Genomic DNA, 20,762 nt, shown 5'->3' with positions numbered 1-20,762 from the left:
GACGACGAAGGGCTGGCCCTGGAGTCAGTCCTTCGTCGAAATCAGCCGGACGGTGCGGATCGCGCACAAACTCCTCGGCGACATCCGGGGGTAGCTGCTCAGCCGACCCCGAGCGTGGTGGCGAGTTTCGCGATCGTGGTCGGGGCGCGGGGGTCGAGGGCGATCTCGGCGAGGATGTCCCGGGCGACAGGCCGGTGGGTGATCTCGGCGGGTGCGGTGCGCTCGGCCTCCGTCAGCGCGCGAGCGGCGTTGCCCGGATCCCCGGCGTGCAGGTGGGCGCGGGCGACGGTGAGCAGGTGCGCGGCGCGGTGTTCGGCGGGCAGCCACCGCCAGCCGGACCGCGCGGTGGCCTTCTCGTGCCAGGCGAGCGCCTCGCCGGTGTCGCCGTTCTCCACGGCCACGGCGGCGCGGGCCAGGTCGACGGCGGTCGGCCCGAACCCGGTGCGGTGATGGTCGCACCCGTCACCGACCTGCTCCGCCATACCGGCAGCCTCGTCGAGCAGCTCGCCGGCGGCGGACTCGTTCCCGCCCTGCGCCGCCGCCAGTCCGGCCTGGACGAGCAGGGTCCCGCACAGGGACAACTCCACCGGCGTCCCGAACTCGATCACGGGTGGGGCGATGCGGTACGCGGCGGCGAGCATCACCGACTTCGCCTCCCGCGCCCGCCCGAGCGCCCGCAACACCTGCCCGAGCTGCACGGCCGCGGCAGCCACCAGGACCCGGTCGCCGGTGGCGGCGAGCATCGCCCGATCCACCGCCAGCCACGCCAGCTCGGCATCGCCGAGCTTGACCAACAGAGCAGCGGTGACCCGGTACACCTCGACCAGCGGCACCCGACCCGCCACCGCAGCCACAGCATCGGTGCGCTGCGCATCGGTAAGCAGATCCGGCACCAGATCGACCAACTGTGGATAGCGGGCGTGCTGGAACGTCGTCCACGCGTACCCCACATCCCGCACCATCCGATCCACCGGCACCACCGGACGGCGACCCGCCGACTTCCCCAACGGGATCTCGTAGCGCGACAGCGCCACCCGGATCCGCTCGACGCCCTCAACCCGACCCGTCACCTGCATCGGCGCGGCGTCTTGGCCCACAAGCGCGGCCGTGTCGATACGGAGCACACGGGCGATCTCCTGAAGCGTCGACAGCTTGTCCAACCGCCGCACGCCCCGCTCGACCTTGTCCACCCAGCTCTTCGACTTCCCGAGCCGATCAGCGAACACCTGCTGCGACAACCTCCGCCGACCCCGCCAATACGCCACCCGCCGACCGACCGGCAACAGCTCAACGCTGCCCACGACGCCACCGCCGATCCGGCACCGCCCGGGTGGTCTCCTCCACCGGAATCCGATCCGCCTCCGCCTGAGCGAGAAGCCGCCGCTTCGCCGCCTCCCGCTCAGCCGCCTGAATCTGCTCGCCCCGACTCGTAGCCGACTCGTCGCCCTTACCCGGCATCCCCACACCTCCGCCAGTGAAAGCGGCGGCACCCCGACCGTCGCAGATCCACAGTGACGTCGGGATGTCACCTGCCGCGACGGCACAAGAGTCGACAATCAGGCCACTTAGCCGGCGACATTAAGGCGACACGTGACTATTGTGGCAGTCATGGCCGCCCCCAACACCGCCCTACGGGCCGTCCGTACCGGAATGCGTATGAGCCAGGACGACTTCGCTCGCGCGCTCCAGGCCGCCGGCCACCGCGTCGGCGAGCCCAACGACGCCAACAAGAGACTCGTCCAGCGATGGGAGTCCGGCGCGATCGCCGCGCCCCGCCCCGTCTATGCCCGCGCCCTGGAGGTGGTCACCGGGCTACCCATCTCACTGCTCGGCTTCGCCGCAGTGCCCGGCGGGAATGTCACCGACGACGACCACGGCGGCCACGACCTGACCTCTCCCGTGTCCAGCCTGGCCACGCCGACACCGACGTCCAAGCCCACCACGGCCGGCCGGTCGTACGAAGGCGTGTGGCTCAGCCGCTACCAGTTCTACTCCAGCGGCCGGGGAGACTCCTTCGCCGGACAACACTTCGTGGTGCTGCTCCAGCACGGCGATCGGCTCACAGCCCGTAGCCTTCCCGGCTCGGCGTCATCGTCTCTCTCGCTGGACCTGACCGTGGAAGGTGCCGTCGTCACCGGCACCTGGGTCGAGCAGACCGACCCCACCGGCTACTACCGGGGTGCCCGATACCACGGGGCGATCCAACTCATCGCCGAACCGACCGGCCGACGGATGGCCGGAAAGTGGATCGGCTTCGGCAAGGACATGGACGTCAATACCGGCCCGTGGGAACTCGTCTTCCGCGACGCCTCAACGTCCAAGGCGACACTTGACCGCTACAACACACCGGCGACGTAACCCGCTGCTATCCCACGAGCCATCGACCGCTCGCTTATGAGGAGAGTTCTCCCACCCGGCCGGCGGCTGGCCGGGCCTCACCCTGCAAAGATGACGGCATGGACCGCTTCGAGGGCCGGTGCTGGCTGGGCTGGTGGGCGAACTCCTCCACCTGCTCGGCAGCGTCGAGGTGGCCATCGTGATTGCCGCCGTCACCGGCGGCTGGGAGGCCGACGGTCGCCTGGTCAGCGAGAGCGACCAGGACCGAGAGGCTTTTGCATTCCTGTGCGAACTCGACCCCGTCTTCACGCTGCGATTCGAAGACGAGAGCGTTGTCGCCGTGACCGTTCATCCCACGGATGGGCATCGCCGCTTCAGCCTCACCGAGTGCACCGGTCCGTTCAGCGATATCGAGCCGCGTAACTTCCAGTGCTCTTGGTAGACGAGATGCGAGAAGGCCAACGTCAAGCCGATCACTGTCCACGACGCGAGGCGCACCTGCGCCACGCTCCTGGCCGACCTCGACGTCCACCCCAGAGTCGCCATGCAGGTGCTGAGGCACGCCCGCTTCTCCGTGACGATGGAGATCTACACGCAGGTATCGACGAAGGCGACCAGAGACGGACTCAAACGCCTCGGTGACTCACTCGGCCGCTGACGGAACTGCTGTACGCAAGCAGAAAGGCCACCTCCCGAAGCCAGGAAGTGGCCTTTGACCTGCGTGGGCGATACTGGGATCGAACCAGTGACCTCTTCGGTGTGAAGCAGGACGCCGCACCCACTCTGACCAGCGGAAACGAGAAGCCACAGGCAGGGGTGGGTGCAGTTGCGTGCAGCCAGATGCCGTTCCGTGCGGTTGAGGGCCGTTCAGTGCACCCTGTTGCTCCCAACCCGCTCCCCCGATCCCGGGCCCGTGACCGGGTTGCTGCAGCCAGGCTGGAACGGCGTCCTACAGGTCGTTCGTCAGAGATCGGGGCCGCTTACCCGAGCGGCCTTGGCTGGCGTCGGCGCCCGGCCAGCGACCGTGAGGCTCAGTCGCTCCCGACCCGCTCCCACGGCCCGCTCGTCAACCGGACGTGCTCAGGAATGCCACGCCTTATCAGCGGCATGAGCGTGCACCTCACCTGAGGTAGCTTCTGCGGATGCCTCATGATCCGTTGCAGGACATGCCCGCCGAATCTCGCGCGGAACTGACGGCGGCTGTCTGCGCTGCCATCGACATCGATCCGGCTACTGCAGAGGACATCATCCGCTCGACTGAGCCATTTTGGGACGCGATGGAACGAGCCGGTGGCCTCGTGGACTCGTGGGGTGGCGGCGAGTTCTGTTACGTCCTGCCGAGGGTCTTGTCGTTCATCCGGCAGACCGCCAATCCGTAGCGCAATCGGCGATCCCCCCGCCCTGTCATCGGCGCGACCGGACGGCACCTGACGCACGCAATCGTGACACTGCGCGGCACGGTCCGCGGCAGACGAGTGGCTCCGGCCGTCGACATCTGCGTGACCGGCTGCAGTACCGTCATGCCGTGCATTTCGTGTATCGCTCCCACTACGAGGGCCAGTTGAGCAAGCGGGTCCGGCGGCTGCCGGACGAGACCGTGCTGAATTGGTTCCGGCGAGGCTGGGACTGCGACGATCCGGAGTCCTGGGTCGAGAGCGAGCTGGGCGGTGACGTCTACGGCCTCGATTCGGTCTTCGAGGCGGCTCGGAAGCACGGCCTGTCTCGGCCGGCAACGACCAGCGAGCTGCGCGAGCTCCTGCATGAGCACTTGTACGTCGAGGGTGACGAGGGCTTCATCCGCCTCGACGATCACAGTCTTCGGGTACGGACCGATGACGACGAGGTGGAACTGGCCTATTTCTTCCTCGATGACGAGGTGGTCGCGGCCGCCCCCGACCGGTTGGCATACCTGTTCCAGTCGTGGCCGTTGCCTGCTGGGGAAGGTGAGTTGACGTCGTTCGTCGCCGATGTGCCAGTGACAGTCGTTACGCCCGCCAGCAGCGGTGACGCCAGCACGTACGCGGTGTTCCTCACGTTCTACGACGGCGAAAGCCTCGCCCGCTCCATGCCGCTGGTATTCCCGGGGGTCGGGTTGTGGGAACTGGCCGGACATCTCCGGACCGCGGACCCCGACAGCGGTGCAGCATGGCCACCCGAGCTGCTGGTCCTGCGAGCGCTCGTCGCGCCCGAAGAAGACGCCATCACCCCGGCGCTGGACCGGTGTAACAGATGGCCCGGCTTCAACCTCAACGCCGAACCGTGGCCCAACCTGCCCAAGGAGCACGGCGCCGCCCACGGCGAAGCCATGGCGCTTCTCACAACGGGCCGCTACGTCGACGGCCGACGCCCCGACGCATCGCGCATCAAGGTCGAGAAACACCTCGCGCAGGTCACCATGCACTGTGGCCAGTCATTCGGGTACCAGCAGTGGTTCCTGTTCGACACCGTGTGGGCGGCCGCTCACCCCGACCTGGCCCAATCACTGCTGCGCTACAGCAACCACTGGGATCCACTCGAGGACTGAAAGCAGCCGAGCCATCAGCTCCGATCGTCGGGACGAGCGAACGCTGATCGGGCGTGCGGCCAGCGGCATGAGCGTGTGGTTCGCGGCCAGGACCGCCGTCTCCGTGGTCTGGTGCTAACCCTCGGTGGCGCTGTCCAGGATGTGTTGTAGGTGATCGACCGTCAGGGCCGGGTTGGCCGCGGCGGCCTCGGCCAGTTCGGGATCGTCGAGAAGCGCGGTGACCCGCGGTGCCGGAAGGCGTGGGCTGCCTGCCATCGCCTGCCGCACGGCGGCGTCCGGGTCGGTGCTGAGTCGGTCGACGAGTTCGGGGTCGGCGTCCGGGTCGAGGGCGACGAGCCGTCGTACCGCCGGGTCTGGGTTGTCGGCGAAGCGGGCCAGTCCCTCGGTGGGGAACTGTGGCAGCTCGCTGAGCCGGTCCCGGCCGCAGCAGTGGTACTCCAGGTAGCAGCGCAGCAGCAACGCCGGCGGCGCGGCCGGGTGGTGCTGGGCGAGCAGGACCCTTACGCCCAGGTCGGGGTCGTCGGCGAGCATGGTGACGATGTCCGCCGGCAACTCGGCGTTGCGGGCCGCTCGTCGTCGCAGCAGCGGACTGACCGAACGGGCCCACCGCAGCGCGTCGGTGATCTTCTGCGCGGCATCGTCGGGATACGGGACCCAACGGCAGCGGACGTCCGCGGAGCCGAAGTGGCCATCGCCCGGCACAGTGGTCACGTCGATGTCGATGCCGGCCCGCTGCTGCTCGGTGAGGCCGGGATGGGTGGAGACAGCGGTGCGGACCTCGACCGCTGAGTCGGTGGCGAGCCTGACGAGCTGGTCGCCGGTCAGGTCGACGCGACCGGTGACTCCCTGCCGGACCGACGGGTCGGGGTGGCGCAGCAGCGTTTCGACCACGTCCGGCGGAACGCTCGGGTTCTCGCCCATCACCCGCAGCGCAGCCGTGTCGCCGCTGGCCAGCACCTGATCGGTCAGCGCCCGGGACAGTGGACGTTGCAGCACGTCCCAGAATGCGTGACAGTGCTGATCCGGCAGATCCGCAGGCTCCATCACCCGCTGCCGGTACGCGACGGACGCCACGGCGGCCGCCCGTACGTCGGGCACCTCATCCTCCAGCAGCGCTTGGCGCGAGCGCTCGTCCAGCCAGTACAAGGAACCGGCCGCGAACCGGCGCACACCCGGCCGGGGGTGCGCGGCGGCCAGCCGGAACAGACGCCGGTCATACCTGGTCGCTTCGAACAACTCGCCGATCAATTCCTCTCGGCTGAACGGCATGTCGGAGGGCGGGCCGTCGAGCTCGGTCAACAACCTGACCAGCACGTCGTCAGGCAGCGGCTCCTGACCGGGTCGGCCGAACGCGCGCATTCTCACCCGCCACGCCGGGTCGGCCAGCAGCTTGGCGCGCGCCAGGGCGTCGACTTGCGGATGGGCAGCCAGCGCTCCGCGGATCCTGGGCGAGGGATGGTGCAGCATCGCATCCCGCACCGGCGGCGGCAGCTCACGGCGGCGGCGTAGCCCGTCGCACACCTGCTCCGGCCACGAATCCACCAGCCGCAACAGCACGTTGACCGGCGCTGCCGGGTTCCTCGCCAGCCCTCGCAGCAGGGGCGAAGGAGACGAACACCGATCCAACCAGGCATCACCGATCATCGACTGCACGTTACGCCCGCGCTTCTCGTCAAGGTATCCACCTATCGGCATGTCCGGAGGCGGGCACCGGCGATCCGGTTACCCTCCCGCGACGAGCGCATCGCGGCATGAGCGTGCATCCGGCCGCCTCGGATGTGCGTCACGATGCGTCATGGCTCGCCATTGGCCGCCGTACAGTTGGTGGGGAGATCACGGAGTGCAGCCGAGCCGAGGCTGGCTTGTCGGTGTGCGGCCCTAATGTGTGGCGCATGACGCGATATGTCGACGAGGATCTGCACGGTGCAGAGTTCCGCGAGTGTGACCTGACCGGGGCGCGGCTGATCGGTGTCGTCATGCAAGACGTCGTGATCGACGGGCTGGTCACCAACCTCGTGGTGAACGGTGTCGAAGTCACGCAGTACGTCGAAGCAGAGCTCGACCGGCGTCATCCGGTACGGGCGCTGATCCGATCCGAGGACCCTGCCGACCTGCGCGAGGCAGCACGTCAGCTCCATACCGGCTGGGCCGCCACGATCAAGCGGATCCGCCAGACGCCCGGCATCGAGCGCCGCAGCGTGAACGACGAGTGGTCAGCGGTACAGACCTTGCGCCACCTAGTCTTCGTCCACGACTCGTGGTTCCGCCGCTGCTGCCTGGGCTCGACACAGCTGTTCACGCCGATGGGCATCGGGACGAGCGTCGAGCCCTACAGCGGAGCGCACGGGCTTGACCTCTCGTCCGACCCGGCCCTGAACGAGATAGTAAGCGTGCGTGACGCACAGACCGCCGAGCTGGAGGCCTGGCTCGACAAGGTCACCGCTGTACAACTAGCCGCGCGAGCGCCGGTGCCCGACGACGATGTCTGGCCGCCGTACGCCCGGGGCCGCTCGGTGCGGCAGTGCCTCCGCACGGTGCTCAACGAGACGTTCGAGCACCACGGCTTCTGCGTCCGCGACCTCGACCTGATTTCGGCACAGGACCGCTGAGTAGGGCCGGCCGTCGACCCGACCTCTTGCCCATGCGGGTATCGCTGATTGTCTGCGCGCTGCCGAGCTGCTGCCCCCGGAGCTGGACGCGGCACTTCTGGAGTATCAGGCGGCTCTGGCTTACATGTTCTCCGGGCGTGCGGCCGTGGAGGGTCGGCGAGATCTGTCGGGGGCCGAACGCGCGCTCTTCGGCATGAGCGGACGTCGCCGGCCTGCGAACTCGAGCCACGGGTACTGAAGCTTTCGGGCACGCCGAAGAGGTCTCCGAGCAACAAACCCTGGCCAGAGGTTCGCTGGTGGGATTCGAGTCTCGGGTGCCGGGATCCACACCGACAGCAGAACGGCCCATCCCAGAGCCGTACGTCGATGCAACAAGGTCGTCTTGACCCGCGTCAGCGGCCTCCAACACGACAGCCAGGACCGGCCAGGCTGGGAGCAGCGATGGCTGACCTCTTCGGTCCTCTCTGGGAGTTCACTGCCACTCGCTTTCCAGCATCGTCGCAGTTCACGGCGCCCCTCTCCGCCCAAAGCCAGGAGCACTTCGGACACGGTGACCACTTCGCCACGCTGCACCCAATCTGCACCCACCTGCAAGGCATGAACAGCCACAGGATCCTTACCGCGTTGAGCTGCGGACACTCCCCTACCAGGCGACATAGAGTACCGTTGACTGCTGTTTACTGCCGTTGAGTGCAGTTGTGTGAAGTAGGACGCCGCAGCGACTCTGAACTGCGGAAACGAAAACGTGCAGCTTGTGGTGGGTGCAGTTGGATGCTGTTCGATGCCGTTGAGCCCTGCTCAACGCAGTTCGGTGCACCCGCCTGCTCCCATCCTGCTCCCCTAATCTCGGGCTCCGGGAACGGCGGCAACTGATCAGCGGGCACCTCCTGTCCCGCAGGTAGCACGCCCGTACGGACCGTCTGGCTCCCGTGGCTATGCACCCCTGCACCGATAGGCTGCGCGGGTGCGCACGGCTGTCCTCGGACCACCTGGCTGCGGCCGTGAGGCCGTCGCCAACGCCATCGCGGCGCGTCTCGGCGTTCCCTCCATCAGTCTGGCGGACATCGTCCAGGCCGAGATTCGGGCGGACACCCCGCTGGCTTCAGGCCCGGCAACATATGGACGCCGGTGAACTCGTGCCCGTCCGAGTGCTTCTGGCCATGATCCGCGGCCGCCTCACCCAACCTGACGTCGTCGGCGGCTTTGTCCTCGACGGTTTCCCCAACCACGTCGTCACCGCGGAGGCGCTCGACGCCCTGTTATCCGACCTCAGCACACCCCTCGACCGGGCAATCGACCTCGTCCTGCCCGACACCGAGGTTCTACACCGCCTGGCCGGCCGCCGCACATGCCACGCCTGCGGCAAACCCTGGCAGACCGAGATCACCGCCCCCACACCCCCCGAAGTCTGCGAGCGCTGCGGGGGCGAACTGTTCCAACGCGTCGACGACCACCCCAACCGGATCACCGCGGGCCTGCAGTCCTATCGATCTACCGCCGAAGTCACACTCAACCACTACCGCGCGTTGGGCAAGCTGACCTCCACCGACGCCACCCTTACCCCGGCCGAGATCACCGACCAAGCACTCGCATGACCAGCGCTGTTCAGCCCCGCTCGATGCTCCCGTCCGGGCACGACGGCATCAGGGCGGTCGACAGTGTGGTCACGACCTCGGTCGAGGAGCCGACGGCCGGCCGAAGCCACTACCAGGTCGCTGTGCGTCGCTGCGATGGCAACTCGCCCAACCACGCCGCGTAGAGCTCGAAGCGCGAGACGGCCTGCCGCTCCTCCACGGCGGCCAGCTGCACCGGCCCGCGACCGATCACCCACCCAGCCGACTGTTGCGGCATGAGCGGATGGTGCGCGCCAGGCCTCGACGTGGCCGCCAGGTGATGGCTCGGCGTTGACCTGGCCGATGGGGCCGGGTTACTCCCCTTCGGCGCCCCAGCGTCCGAGCGCGACGATTGCCTCTCGTAGTGCGAGCCCGCGCTCCGTCAGCGCGTATGCACGTGTGTTGTGCCGAAGTGGAAGACGGGACAGCACGCCGGCCGCCTCGAGCTCGCGCAGGCGGGTCGCGAGCATGTTCGTCGGCGCTCCGAGGTCGCGTTGCAGGTCGCCGTAGCGCTGCGGTCCGTCAAGCAGCCGCTCCACGATGAGCAGTGCCCAGCGGCTGCCGACGATGTCGAGTGCCGCGGCAAGGTCGCTCATCCGGCCAGGTCGGTGCTCGGCTTCATCCAGAACGGTGAGTAGTGGTAGCCATCGAGGTCATCGAACTGACGCTGGTACATGAAGGGGTAGTCGTCGGTGTCGCCGATCCGTCCGCCGGCGGCGCCGGCCCGCTCGACGAGCGCGTCGACCGCCTCGCGGCTGCCAAGATCGAACGAGACGGTCACCTTGGAGGGAGTGTCCGGTCCGCCGACCATGTCCTCGACGCCGCCGACGCTCGCGTACATCTCACGGCTGCCGAGCATGACGTACTGCGCGGGCGCGATCGCGAAGCACGACACGTTGTGATCCGACATCTCGGCGTTGAGCGTCCAGCCGAGGGAGGTGTAGAAGGCCGTCGCGCGCTCCACGCTCTCGACCGGGCAGGTGATGAACAGGCTCATGGCGGCATACTTGCAAATTGAAAGTGACCCGTCAAGGACCGCCCACCACCGGTTGACACCGGAAACCGGCGACCAGCCATGGCAGTGGGTACTATTCGGGGCGCCCTCTCATCAAGCTACGAGCGCCCGCAGGTGCGCCGGCACTGGCGTTCCCACGCGTAGCGTGCGCCGGGCGCTCGGCGGCAAAATCAGGACGTCTGACCTGGGCGCCTCGACTGGCAACTACGGCGACGTCACGCGGATCCGAGGAGGTCCCACCGGTTGCCGGCGATGTCGAGGAAGACCGCGACCCTCGACAGGCTCCCTCGGAGCGCTGCGCAACCACATGGACCTGACAAGGCACCATCCTACGCGGCGTTGCGCAGGGTCGCGATCGACCACTACGGAATCTCAGGTCACGCCCTAGCCGATCGCGGGATTGAAGCCCTTCGTCTTCGCCAGCGCCTCCACCTCAGCCAGCAGCTGGTCGACATCCGCTTCACTCCACGACAAGACATCATGCACAGCCACGAGGGTGGCGCACTTCAACTCGATCACGGTCTTGGCGCTCAGATCACCCACGTGGGTCTCCTCGCCGAGCGCCTGCCGAATCAACGCCTCCATCGCGAGCACATCGATGGTCGGCCCGAAACCCACCCTCACGTCCGCGACGAACGAGGCGATCTCCCGCACATCAGCACCCGGCACGAACCGACGCCTCACCGCGAGCTCGAACGCCGCATCGATGACCGCCATCGAGTCGACCGAACCGCCGGGCTCGTGCATCGCCCGTCGAGCCCGCTCGACTTCCTCGGACTGACGCAGCGCCAGCCCGCGCAGGAGCTGGCCCATCAAGGTGGCTGGCCCGGATGGTGCTTCCCGCCCGGTAACCGCGCGGCGACGCTTCCTACCCGCCTTCACTGCCACCCCGCCTCCACCGCCAGTGCATCCTGTCCCCATCCGTACGCGGCACCGTCGACCACTCGCCGGCCAGCGACCCGAACAATCCGATCTGCCTGCCGGTAAGAATCACGTCCTCCGCCGACCTCAGCAGTCCGATGATCTCATCGTCGTCCAGGCCTAGATCGTCGACCAGCGCGAAGAGCAGAGCATACCGAGTGCTGCCCAGCACCTTTCCGCCCATGGACTCGGCAAGGTGCTCCTCACCAAGCGAGATGCGAATCGCCGCTTCCGCCTCACGAGGTGGCACTCGCGCCTTCTCCGGGGCGGCGGCGTTGAACTCTCGGACGAACCTGGTGACGTCGCGAAGCTCCACACTGCCGCTGAAGCGTCGCAGCACGGCGAGATGGAACGCAGCCTGCATGACATCAAGCCCGTACTTCTCGCTCTCCATCTCTGCGGAGAGCCGCCGCCACCGCCTCTCGTCGCCCTGGAACTCCGCCAGCAGCATCCGCGCCTCCAGCGTCCGGAACGCTGGGTCGGCAGTTGGTGACTGCTCACCATCGATCACGTCATCCACGTTACGGTCCTCGCAACTTGCTGATCACGCGACCTACCGCGATCGCGAGTGCGAGCAGGCTGGCAATACCGAGGTCAACGGTGGACTGTGGCCCGGGGACGATGCCCGGGCCGGTTTTGGGGGTCGCCGCCGTCCCGGCAGAGCCAGGTTTGATCCGGGCCGCTTCGGTGATCTTGTTCAGTCCTGCGGCGACGTCGCCCGGCATCGCATCCAGACCGTCACCAACGGTGTTCTTGTCCCGCTCCACACGGGCCGGTCCTTCTGCGGCCGGCTCCGGCACATCCTGCCGTCCGTCCTTGTTACCCCGGCCCCCGCTAGGTTTGCGTTGCCCATTGGGCTTGCTCTTCGCACCCTTGCTGGAGGGTCTGGACCCACCGCTTTTACCCTTGCCCTTGCTTTTGCCGGAACCACCCTTGCTCCTACTGCTCTTGGTTCCCTTGCTGGTGCCTCCACCCTTGCGGGAGGTCTTGCCCTTGCTATTACCCTTCGCGCCATTTCGTCCACCCGAAGGCTTGTACTTCCTCGAGGGAGTCGACGTCCTATTTTTGTTCGGGTTCGACCGAATATGATCCTTGATCGCCCGCATTTCGCGAGCTTCTTGACGAGGGTTCATACGCGGGGTTCTGGCGTAGCGGGCAGCGGCTCGCGCACTGGTGGCGCCACCGTTGGGTCCGCGATAGGTCGGGATGCGAGCACCGCCGCGGCCTCCCCCGCCGACGGAGCCGCCTCCCCCGACATCGCGAGCTGTTCTCATGAGTCCGTCGGAGTCTGAGTAGGTGATCGGGCTGTTGTTGCTGTAGGCGTATCCGTGGAGAGTTTGCGGGTCGCCATAGTCGGCAAGGGGGTCGACAGAGAGGAACCGTCCGGTGTTCGGGTCGTACTCACGTGCGCCGAGGTGTGTATAGCCGGTCGGGTCGGTTGTCCCCCCGACGAAGCCCTTTTTGTCTGGCCACGTGCTAGGGGGCGCTCCGCGGTCTTCGCCGAACGGGGTGAGGCGTCGGCGAGTAGTGGCGAGGTTGGAACTGTTGATGGCGAGTTGATTGGTGCCGTGGGGATTGGCGGCGGTCCAGGTGAGGCCGGCAGGCGTGCGGACGGCGTTGGGGTAGTACCGGGTTCCGGTGACCTGCCCGGTGGTGTGGTTGAGGTGGTATTCGGTGTCGTCGAGGTAGAGGGTCTTGTCTGCGCCGGGGTTGTCGGCAATGAGTCGGTTGCCTGCGGCGTCGTAGACGTAGGTGTGAGTTGTGGCACCGTTGGCGAGGTGGGTGAGGTCACCTTCGGCGTCGAAGGTGAGCGTTTGATTGGGCTTGCCGGTGGCGGTCCGGGTCTTGAGGTAGCCGCCAGTGTCGTAGGTGTAGGTCGTAGTGGGCTCGCCGCCGTTGGTCGTGATGCTGGTTAGAGCGTGCGGACGGTTGCTCGCTGGGTTGGGATAGGCGTAGGTGCGAGTGATGTCGCCGCCGGTGGCGTGGCGAGTGTCGGTGGTGCGGTTGCCGGTCTTGTCGTAGGTGTAGCTGCTCCAGTAGGAGTCGGCGCCGCCGATGATGGCTTGGCTTGGAGTGCTTTGGCAGGTTGCGGCGCTGGTCGTCCATGCCTCGGTGAGGCGTTGGAGGTAGTCGTAGCCGAAGCACTGATTGGCCACGACGGCGCTGGCATTGGTTTCGGCGATGCTAGTGACATTGCCGGCGGCGTCGTATCTGTACTGCTCGGTGAGTTTCTCATCCCAGTTGTCAGGGGTGATCTGATTCTCTGTTTCGGCCAGGAGGGCAGTGAGCCGGCCGGTGGCGTCGTCGATGGTGGTGGTGAAGCGGGCGCGCTTGGCGCCGGAGCCGAGGACTTGTTGTTTGACGGCGCCGTGCCAGTAGTACTGGGTGCTGGCGAGGTAGGTGGCGAGGCCGGTGACGCCGGTGACGTAGCCCTGGTCGGTGTAGGTGTTGGTGACGGTCTCTGTCGGAAGGCCGCCCTTGGCGGGCAGGTCTGTCGTGGCCAGTGATCCGTCGGCGTGGTAGCCGTAGCCGGTGGTGTAGGTGCCGGCGAGGGCGCCTTGGCTGGCGGGGATGAGGACGCTCTGACCTGTGGGCTGATATAGGTCGGTGTAGCCGGTGACCTGTTGGGTGTAGGAGCCAGAGGTGTCGTGGCGGGTGGCGGAGGTGAGGTAGCCCTTGGCGAGTGTGTCGTAGGTCCAGCTGGCGCGCAGGTTTCCGGTGGCGCTGTCGTCGCGCAGTTCGCTGGGGCGGCCGAGGGGGTCGTATGCGCGGAAGAGGACCTCACCGCGGCCGTCGGTGGTGGTGGTGAGTTGGTCGGCGTCATCGTAGGTGTAGGACGAGTTGCCGGCGTCAGGGTCAGTGCTGGCCACCAGCCGGTCGAGCCGGTCGTAGGCGTGAGTCCAGGTGTTGCCGGCGGCGTCGGTGACCGAGGTCAGCCGGTCGAGTAAGTCATATCCGTAGCTTGTCTCGTCGAATGTACCGCTGGGGCTGGCGCCCTGGTACTGGCGTTTGGCAGTGATGTTTCCCTGCGCGTCGTTGATCAGCGTGACGGGGGTGCCGCCGGCAGGTGGCGTGAGGTCAACACGGTTGCCGTCGTATGCGGCGAGCGTCTCCCACTTCTTGACGTTTTGAGCCCAGAGGGCGTCGACGGTGGGGCGCTCCAGGCCGTCGTAGGTATAGCGGCGTTGGGTGCTGACGTCGGCGTCGGCGAAGTTGTACAGCGTGCCGGTTGGTGCGGAGGCGTTGTTGTAGAACGCCGACTCAGCTACTTCGAGGCCACGGGTGTTGTAGCGGGTGTCGCCGATGACGCGCTTGCCGTCGGGCGCGGTGGTCTGGGTCTGCCTTGGCCGCAGGTGACCGTCGTAGATCTCGTATGAGCTGATTTGGTTGCCGTTGGGGCCGAGCGTCTTGGTCTGCACGGTGGTGGGTGCGGTCTTGGTGACGCTGTAGGCGTACTCGGTGTTCGGCGTCTGCGAGGTGGGGCGGCCTGGTAGCCAGAGTTTGGTGAGGCGGCCGAGGGGGTCGTACCGGGCGACAGTGGTTTTGGTGTTCGCGTCGACCGATGAGGTGGGCTGGCCTCGGAGGTCGAGGGTGTCGGTGGTGGTGTGTCCGGCGGGGTTGGTCTCGGTCACGCCAGTCACGGGGCTGCCGGTGACGGGCACGTAGTCGAAGGTGGTGGTGCGGTTGAGGCCGTCCTTGCTGGTCTTCACACGGCCGTGTGCGTCGTATGTGGTGGCCTCGGTGGTGATCCAGTTTGGGGTGGTGGAGGTGTACGACGCCAACTCGTCAACGCGGGTCTCCAGCCCCTTGGTGGGGGCGGCGCCTAGCGCCGTCGTGCCGTCGTAGTAGGTGCGGGATCCGGCGAGGACGTTCGCGGGTGCCGGGTTGGCGGTGCAGTCGGTGGTGATTTCCTCGGCGGGCAGTTCGGTCAGCCAAAAGCCTGAGACGGTGTTACGGGCGTACGTGTAGGTGGTGCAGGTTTCGTCCCCGGCCACTGACATGACACCGTTGTCGGTGGTGCTGGTGGGAGTGCCGTAGGTCGCATCGAACCGGTGAAACACCTCGGAGCTGCGCCACGTACCGGTGGCGGCGATCCACTCATGGGTCTGGAAGACTCGCTGTTGGGCGAAGAACGCTTCAAACGTGGTCGGCTGGGCGTAGGCCGGCGGCTCGACGCGCTTGGCGGTCTGGCCCTGCCACGGTCCGTAGATCTGCCGGTACAGGGGTTGACCGCCAGGGGTAGCGAAGTCGATACGTTCGCGCAGTAGCCCGGCGTAGGAATTGAAGTCGGTTAGCGAGTAGTTGTCCGAGGCCACCACCGCTGCCGTTCGTGTCCTCTCGCCGGCGTCAGTGCGGTCGCCGTTCATGCCGCGGAAGTACACGTACATCGACTGCGACTGGGTCTCCGAGCTGGCACCCCGGGTGACCGTGACGATGGGCCAACCACGGAATTCCGACCAACTACGCTTCTCCAACGGCAGGGCCCAAGCATTGTCGTTGTGATGCCAGAGCACGTTATTTGCCGAGCCGACGGTCACCGAGCCGACAACCGCGGTAGTGGCGTAGGCGTAGGTGGTAGTCACGTCGGGCGATCCGCCGACGTTGTCGCGTTCGACTACCTGCTTGACGCGATACTTGTTCCACCAGGACCAGCCGCCGACATTGTCCGGCGGGCTGTAGTACTGAGGGAAGCAGCGTTTGCCGTTCTGGGCCGAATCGGCGGGAACAGCGGTGACAGTGCAGTCCGAGCCCTCGTAGGTCACGAGAGTCTGGCTGCCGGTTTCATCGTTGACGGCGGTGATGCGGTACTTGTTCGTGACTGGAACGCCAGCGTTCACGTTGTGGTCGGTACGGTTGGCGTACCGGTTACCGCCGAAGGTGATGTCAGGGAGCGACGAGGTGGTAGTGCCGTCTCCTCCGGTGTGACTGATCTTGTCCAACCACAACGCGGGTGACGTCAACGCTTGGGTCTCACCCGTCGAAGGCAGCAGGTGAGTCAGCGTCCAAGTATCCACATTGATGTGTGTGCCGCCTCGCAGGACCTGTGCGGTAACGCTCTGCAGCCGCCGCGCCGACCAGAAGGTGGGGCCGGACACGGCGCATGGAGCGGCGGGGCAGTCGAGGTCCCACGGAGTTTCCGGCCAATTCGCAATCGTCGGGCTCGCCTCCGTGCCGCACGACGACAGGCAGCGCGGACCTGGAGTGAAGACCACCTGCAGGGGCGCAGTGGTGGGCTGCGGGAAGCCGCGAGAGCCGTACTCGATCCGTGACAACGTCGCTGCCCGGTCATAGGTGGTCAAGGTACTGGTGTTGCCTGCCAGTGAAGTCTTGTTGTACTCCTTGGAGTAGAAGTACGACATGACATTGCCGTTCGTGTCCTCTTCGAGATCGAGGTTCCACCGGTAGCCCATCGCACACCACGACCCGGCGAAACCACCCGTCTTATAGCAAGGATCGCTGGAGTGGTTCGAGAAGACCGGCACACCTTGGACGGAGAACGTCTCCCGGCTGTCGACCCAGTTCGCGCCGAACGTGTATCGGGTGCCATCAGGCGTAGTCAGGCGCCACCGCTCGTTGCTCCAGTTCCGGGTGGTGCTGGTCCCACCCTTCAAGTACTCGATCTTGGAGCCATCGTCGTCGGCCAACCGCCACGTCTGCGTCGCGTCGTCGAGTATCAACTCGGTGGACTTGCCGTCCAACATCAAGGTGGCGTTGTAGTCACGCCAGCACAGGTCACCTGAGGCGTTCGTGTAGGCCGGTGCATTCGCCAGGTCGTCCTTGCACGTACGGTACGACCGCTCAATGTATCCGGGATGGTAGTCCCAACCCTCGCCGATCCACGACGTCTGCGTGTTTTCGCCGTTGGTTTGCCCATCGACGCGTCCTGAGGAGTAGCTCAAGGCGATCTCAGGATTCAAATCACCCGCAGACTCAGGTACATCCATGTCATACGACCAGGAGAAGTCACCTGACTGGCTCCCAGCGGTCCAGCTGGCCGAGGCGCTCAACGATGTCTTGAGGAACGTGCCGGTCTGACCCGCAGCTCCCGCCACCAAAGCCACCATCGCCCCATCCAACGGCTGCGTCTGCGGCGACTCCGGGCCCAACGCACTGCGCGTTGGTATCTCAACCGCTGCGGACACCACCTGCCCTGCGCGATCGTTACGCGTCGGCAGTGGCGTTGCACGTCGACACGACAACTTCCCCGCCGCATCCGTCACACAGCCCTGCAACGACACCAGATTCAAGCCCCGTGAGGCCCACGCCGAACCGTACAACCCCGTCAACCCCGAGTAGTCGATCTCCACCCGGCTCCGGGTCTGAGCGGTCATCGTGTCTCGGGCCGCGATCCGCACCACTGCCGCCGCTCGCGCCCTACGCGCCTGACCCTGATCGAACACCTGCACGTGCACGCCACGCGGAGCTGGCGCAGACCCGTCCGCCGTCACCGAAACCGGCAGACCGCCCACATCGACCCGACGCCCAGTAGCAGACGCCGCAGCAGCTACCTCCAGATCCAGCGAACCGCCGGACGCGAAGCGGCCAGGCGAGGGCTTCCACTGCTGCTCGCTGGACTGCGACGCCACCGGCTTGCGGGGCGCCACACGGGACACCCGAACCGAGCGATCCCTTGCCGCCATACCACCGGGCGATGGCGCAGCGTATGCCGGCACGAACGGCAATAACGTCACCGCCAACAACACCGACGCAGCCAACGCACCCCGACACAGCACCCACCTGGTCGCTGCAATTACCCGCGACGAACGAAACTCTTGGTCCACGCCCAATCCCCCGTCCCCACGATCAAGAGTGAGCGAAAAGTAGCCGCCACCGAACCGCCAGTCAATGGATGATCACAACTGGTTAGCGCGAAGGAGTATCTATCTCCGCCAATCGGACTCCGTCGCAACGCAGCGTGCCGCGCCTTGCAACAGGCGCATTCCCGACTTCTTGCATGCCGAAGAGGTCACCGCTGAGGAGGCATGCCCACCAACTGCTAGCCGGGGGATCCGGGGCTCAGCCGGCGGGACCAGCACCGACGGCGAATGCGACAAGCTCAGTCCCTACGTCGATGCGACGAGACCCCCCAACCAAGCTGGCAAGCCCGGCACGACAGCTGACGCCAGCGAAGGCGGGGAGCAGCGATACCTGACCACTTCGGTGTTCTCTGGGAGGTCACGCCGGACCGCTCGCCCACATCACCACAGGTCAAAGCCCTCGGCTCTGCCCGGTGTCGGTGAGCACCTCGGGCGCGGTGACCACTTCGCCAAACTGCACCCAATCTGCACCCACGTGCAAGGCCGGCCCCCTCCAGTGGCTCCTTACCGCCGTGACCTGCGCACACTCCCCTGCCAGGGGACATAGAGCGCTGTCGACTGCTGCTCAAAACCGCGGAGCACTCCGTGTGAAGCAGGACGCTGCACCGACTCTGACCTGCGGGAACGCGAACTTGCAGGTCGTGGTGGGTGTAGTTGGATGCCGTTCAGGGCCGTTGGACGCTGTTCAACGCCGTTCAGTGCGCCCGTCTGCTCCCATCCCGCTCCCCTAATCTCGGCTAGTACTCCAACGTCACTTGGCTTTGGCGTTGGGCGTGGCGCGGGCGTGAAGACGGCCACCGCGTTGATCATCGATGGTTTGTGAGGACAACCGAAGATCGTGCAGTGGCCGCGTGCCACAGCGTAGACCTTGATCGGTGGCGGGTCGCCCTCGACGAGGCGGTGACGCGTGTCGCTGACCGGTTCGTGCGGGCGGAGCCGCGCCGGACGGCCGGGCAGTTCGTCGAAGGGCTGCTGTCGGGCGTGGAACGCAAGACCTGCTGGTCGTTGGCGGAACGCGCCGGTCACGCCGATCCACAGGCGATGCAGCGGCTGCTGCGCACGGCGGTGTGGGACGTTGACGCCGTCCGCGACGACGTGCGGTCCTGGCTGGTCGAGCAGCTTGGCCACCCTGACGCGGTGCTGGCCACCGACGAGACCGGCTTCCTGAAGAAGGGCGTGTGCTCAGTCGGGGTGCAGCGGCAGTACACCGGCACCGCCGGACGTGTCGAGAACAGCCAGGTCGGAGTGTTCCTGGCCTATGTCACCCCGCACGGGCGGGCGTTGATCGACCGCCGGCTCTACCTACCCGAGACAACCTGGTGCGAGCGGCCCGAGCGTCTCACCGCCGCCGGCGTCCCGGACGACGTCGAGTTCGCCACGAAGCCGGCCCTGGCCCGGCAGATGATCAGCGCCGCGCTCGACGCCGGTGTCCCATTCGGGTGGGTGACCGGCGACGAGGTCTACGGCGCCGACCCCGGCCTACGCGCCGACCTGGAACACCGCGGGATCGGCTACGTCCTGGCTGTCGGCTGCGACCGGCGCGTTGCCGTCAACGACGGCCGCACCCTCATCCGCGTTGACGACCTCGCCGAGCGGATCCCCACCCGCGAGTGGCAGCAGCACAGCTGCGGGCCGGGAGCGAAAGGTCCCCGCGACTACCTGTGGGCGTGGGTCACCACCGCCACCAGACGGGGTGAGCATCGATGGCTGCTCATCCGCCGCAATCGCACCACCAGCGCGCTGGCCTTCTACCTGTGCTGGTCACCCCGGCCGGTGCCGCTGCACACCCTCGTGCGAGTGGCCGGTTCCCGCTGGAGCATCGAGGAGTTGTTCCAGACCGGCAAAGGCCAGGTCGGCCTGGACCACTACCAGGTCCGCGGCTGGACCGGCTGGCACCGGTTCATCACCCTGGCCATGCTCGCCCTGGCCGTCCTGACCATCCTCACGATCCAGCAGCCCGACGATGATCTGGAGATCATCGCTTTGACCGTCGCCGAGATCCGTCGACTCCTCAACGCCTTCGTCCTCACCGTGGCGCTACCGCCGGAGCACATCCTGCACTGGTCGATCTGGCGGCGAACATCCCAAGCCCGCGCCCGCCGATCCCACTACCAGCGCAGACAGGCGAAGTGACGTTGGAGTAATAGATGCGATCGAGGGGCCGCTGCCGCCAGGCTTCCATCTCCTCCAGGACGCTGTCGGTGACCCGGCTGATCAACTCCCGGGACACGTCGGCGTCATACACGTCCGCCAGATGCGCGGAAATCTCCCCGGTGGTCAACCCTTTGGCATACAGCGACAGGATCGCCTCGTTGAACCCGTCCAACCGGCGGACATGCTTCGGCACGATCCGGGGCGTGAACGACCCGGCCCGATCCCGCGGAACCTGGATCCGCACCGGCCCCACCTCGGTCTGCACCGTCTTCGCCCCGTGACCGTTACGGATGTTGGCCCGCCGGCCCGACTCCTCATCGACACCAGCCTCGTCTAGATGGGCATCCAGTTCGGCGTCGAGCGCTGACTCCAGGACCGTGCGGGTGATCCCCGCGAGGAGGCCACCCGGGCCGACCAACGAGACTCCGTCGGCCTTCGCCCGCTCGACCAACTGCTGCGCGAACTCCACCTCCGCCGCCGTCGGCTGCGGAAGCTGAACCGCCTTCTTCTTGTCTGCCATGACGTGGTCCTTCCTGGACAGGATCAACGTCCTGTCCAACGGACCACACCCAGGTCAAACACGGAAACTTACGCAGTCCCGGCCACCAAGGTGGGATCGTTCCGCACGGGCTCGGCGGAGCGGTTGGATTCCTGTGGCCTGGTCGACGTGGCGGAGGGTGACTGGGAGGGCTGCCCTCGCTTGCTTGTCGACTCCGAGTCTGTGGACGATGGGCTACAAGGGGCGAGGCAGAGGGGGCGCACTCCCTCTGC

14 protein-coding genes and 1 pseudogene are annotated in these 20,762 nt (G+C 66.7%); 7 read left to right on the top strand and 8 right to left on the bottom strand.

Features of this window, described 5'->3' with window-relative positions:
• Window positions 1–98 precede the first annotated feature (98 nt).
• Window positions 99–1,265 carry a helix-turn-helix domain-containing protein gene (locus tag O7619_RS12870; protein WP_282288810.1) on the bottom strand — a complete coding sequence of 389 codons (1,167 nt, stop codon included), beginning with the start codon at window positions 1,263–1,265 and terminating at the stop codon, window positions 99–101.
• 343 nt (window positions 1,266–1,608) lie between these two features.
• Between O7619_RS12870 and O7619_RS12865 the strand changes: the two genes are divergently transcribed.
• The 4 genes and pseudogenes from O7619_RS12865 to O7619_RS12850 all read left to right on the top strand — a co-directional run bounded on the left by O7619_RS12865 (window position 1,609) and on the right by O7619_RS12850 (window position 4,861).
• Window positions 1,609–2,358: an XRE family transcriptional regulator gene (locus tag O7619_RS12865; protein ID WP_282287889.1), complete on the top strand. Its 750-nt coding sequence runs from the start codon at window positions 1,609–1,611 to the stop codon at window positions 2,356–2,358.
• 388 nt (window positions 2,359–2,746) lie between these two features.
• Window positions 2,747–2,995 (top strand): annotated as a pseudogene (locus tag O7619_RS12860) (tyrosine-type recombinase/integrase); the annotation flags it as partial.
• Between the two features lie 484 nt (window positions 2,996–3,479).
• The gene (locus O7619_RS12855; RefSeq protein ID WP_107162202.1) at window positions 3,480–3,716 is read left to right on the top strand and encodes a hypothetical protein; all 237 of its coding nucleotides are present in this window, start codon (window positions 3,480–3,482) and stop codon (window positions 3,714–3,716) included.
• Window positions 3,717–3,862: 146 nt separating this feature from the next.
• Complete coding sequence (locus O7619_RS12850) at window positions 3,863–4,861, top strand: hypothetical protein (protein ID WP_282287887.1); 999 nt, start codon at window positions 3,863–3,865, stop codon at window positions 4,859–4,861.
• A gap of 114 nt (window positions 4,862–4,975) precedes the next feature.
• Here O7619_RS12850 and O7619_RS12845 read toward each other — a convergent pair whose 3' ends face one another.
• On the bottom strand, window positions 4,976–6,505 hold the full coding sequence (locus tag O7619_RS12845; RefSeq protein ID WP_282287885.1) for a hypothetical protein: 1,530 nt from the start codon (window positions 6,503–6,505) through the stop codon (window positions 4,976–4,978).
• Window positions 6,506–6,753: 248 nt separating this feature from the next.
• Here O7619_RS12845 and O7619_RS12840 point away from each other — a divergent pair, with 248 nt between their 5' ends.
• Window positions 6,754–7,470, top strand: coding sequence for a DinB family protein (locus O7619_RS12840; protein ID WP_281938949.1), 717 nt, complete (start codon window positions 6,754–6,756; stop codon window positions 7,468–7,470).
• Window positions 7,471–8,405: 935 nt separating this feature from the next.
• Window positions 8,406–9,065, top strand: coding sequence for a nucleoside monophosphate kinase (locus O7619_RS12835; RefSeq protein ID WP_282288809.1), 660 nt, complete (start codon window positions 8,406–8,408; stop codon window positions 9,063–9,065).
• 332 nt (window positions 9,066–9,397) lie between these two features.
• On the opposite strand, the gene O7619_RS12830 is transcribed toward O7619_RS12835, so the two are convergent.
• The 5 genes from O7619_RS12830 to O7619_RS12810 form a co-directional block, all read right to left on the bottom strand.
• Window positions 9,398–9,679 (bottom strand): helix-turn-helix domain-containing protein, encoded by a 282-nt coding sequence (locus O7619_RS12830; protein WP_282287883.1) that lies wholly within the window; start codon window positions 9,677–9,679, stop codon window positions 9,398–9,400.
• Window positions 9,676–10,080 (bottom strand): VOC family protein, encoded by a 405-nt coding sequence (locus O7619_RS12825; RefSeq protein ID WP_282287881.1) that lies wholly within the window; start codon window positions 10,078–10,080, stop codon window positions 9,676–9,678. The genes O7619_RS12830 and O7619_RS12825 overlap by 4 nt, the downstream gene beginning before the upstream one ends.
• A 402-nt stretch (window positions 10,081–10,482) precedes the next feature.
• Window positions 10,483–10,911 carry a hypothetical protein gene (locus O7619_RS12820; protein ID WP_282287879.1) on the bottom strand — a complete coding sequence of 143 codons (429 nt, stop codon included), beginning with the start codon at window positions 10,909–10,911 and terminating at the stop codon, window positions 10,483–10,485.
• 55 nt (window positions 10,912–10,966) lie between these two features.
• Entirely contained in the window at window positions 10,967–11,539 is a 573-nt protein-coding gene (locus tag O7619_RS12815) for a hypothetical protein (RefSeq protein WP_282287877.1), read from the bottom strand.
• Between the two features lies 1 nt (window position 11,540).
• Window positions 11,541–17,723 carry an RHS repeat-associated core domain-containing protein gene (locus tag O7619_RS12810; protein ID WP_282287875.1) on the bottom strand — a complete coding sequence of 2,061 codons (6,183 nt, stop codon included), beginning with the start codon at window positions 17,721–17,723 and terminating at the stop codon, window positions 11,541–11,543.
• Between the two features lie 1,014 nt (window positions 17,724–18,737).
• On the opposite strand from O7619_RS12810, the gene O7619_RS12805 reads away from it, so the two are divergent.
• Window positions 18,738–19,970, top strand: coding sequence for an IS701 family transposase (locus O7619_RS12805; protein ID WP_282287874.1), 1,233 nt, complete (start codon window positions 18,738–18,740; stop codon window positions 19,968–19,970).
• Here the strand turns inward: O7619_RS12805 and O7619_RS12800 are convergent.
• Window positions 19,864–20,511, bottom strand: coding sequence for a transposase (locus O7619_RS12800; protein ID WP_282287872.1), 648 nt, complete (start codon window positions 20,509–20,511; stop codon window positions 19,864–19,866). The two genes, O7619_RS12805 and O7619_RS12800, sit on opposite strands and share 107 nt — an antisense overlap.
• Window positions 20,512–20,762 lie beyond the last annotated feature (251 nt).

The sequence above is a fragment of the Micromonospora sp. WMMD998 genome, from assembly GCF_029581235.1.
In the GTDB taxonomy this organism is placed as follows: domain Bacteria; phylum Actinomycetota; class Actinomycetes; order Mycobacteriales; family Micromonosporaceae; genus Micromonospora.
Note: the sequence above shows the minus strand (reverse complement) of the source record. Positions and strands in the feature narration are given on the sequence as shown.

Bases quoted from the DNA above. Each gene is read 5' to 3' on its own strand.
- O7619_RS12865 (WP_282287889.1), top strand. From the start codon at position 1,609: ATGGCCGCCCCCAACACCGCCCTACGGGCCGTCCGTACCGGAATGCGT.
- O7619_RS12855 (WP_107162202.1), top strand. From the start codon at position 3,480: ATGCCTCATGATCCGTTGCAGGACATGCCCGCCGAATCTCGCGCGGAA.
- O7619_RS12845 (WP_282287885.1), bottom strand. From the start codon at position 6,505: ATGATCGGTGATGCCTGGTTGGATCGGTGTTCGTCTCCTTCGCCCCTG.
- O7619_RS12840 (WP_281938949.1), top strand. From the start codon at position 6,754: ATGACGCGATATGTCGACGAGGATCTGCACGGTGCAGAGTTCCGCGAG.
- O7619_RS12835 (WP_282288809.1), top strand. From the start codon at position 8,406: ATGCACCCCTGCACCGATAGGCTGCGCGGGTGCGCACGGCTGTCCTCG.
- O7619_RS12830 (WP_282287883.1), bottom strand. From the start codon at position 9,679: ATGAGCGACCTTGCCGCGGCACTCGACATCGTCGGCAGCCGCTGGGCA.
- O7619_RS12825 (WP_282287881.1), bottom strand. From the start codon at position 10,080: ATGAGCCTGTTCATCACCTGCCCGGTCGAGAGCGTGGAGCGCGCGACG.
- O7619_RS12820 (WP_282287879.1), bottom strand. From the start codon at position 10,911: ATGGGCCAGCTCCTGCGCGGGCTGGCGCTGCGTCAGTCCGAGGAAGTC.
- O7619_RS12800 (WP_282287872.1), bottom strand. From the start codon at position 20,511: ATGGCAGACAAGAAGAAGGCGGTTCAGCTTCCGCAGCCGACGGCGGCG.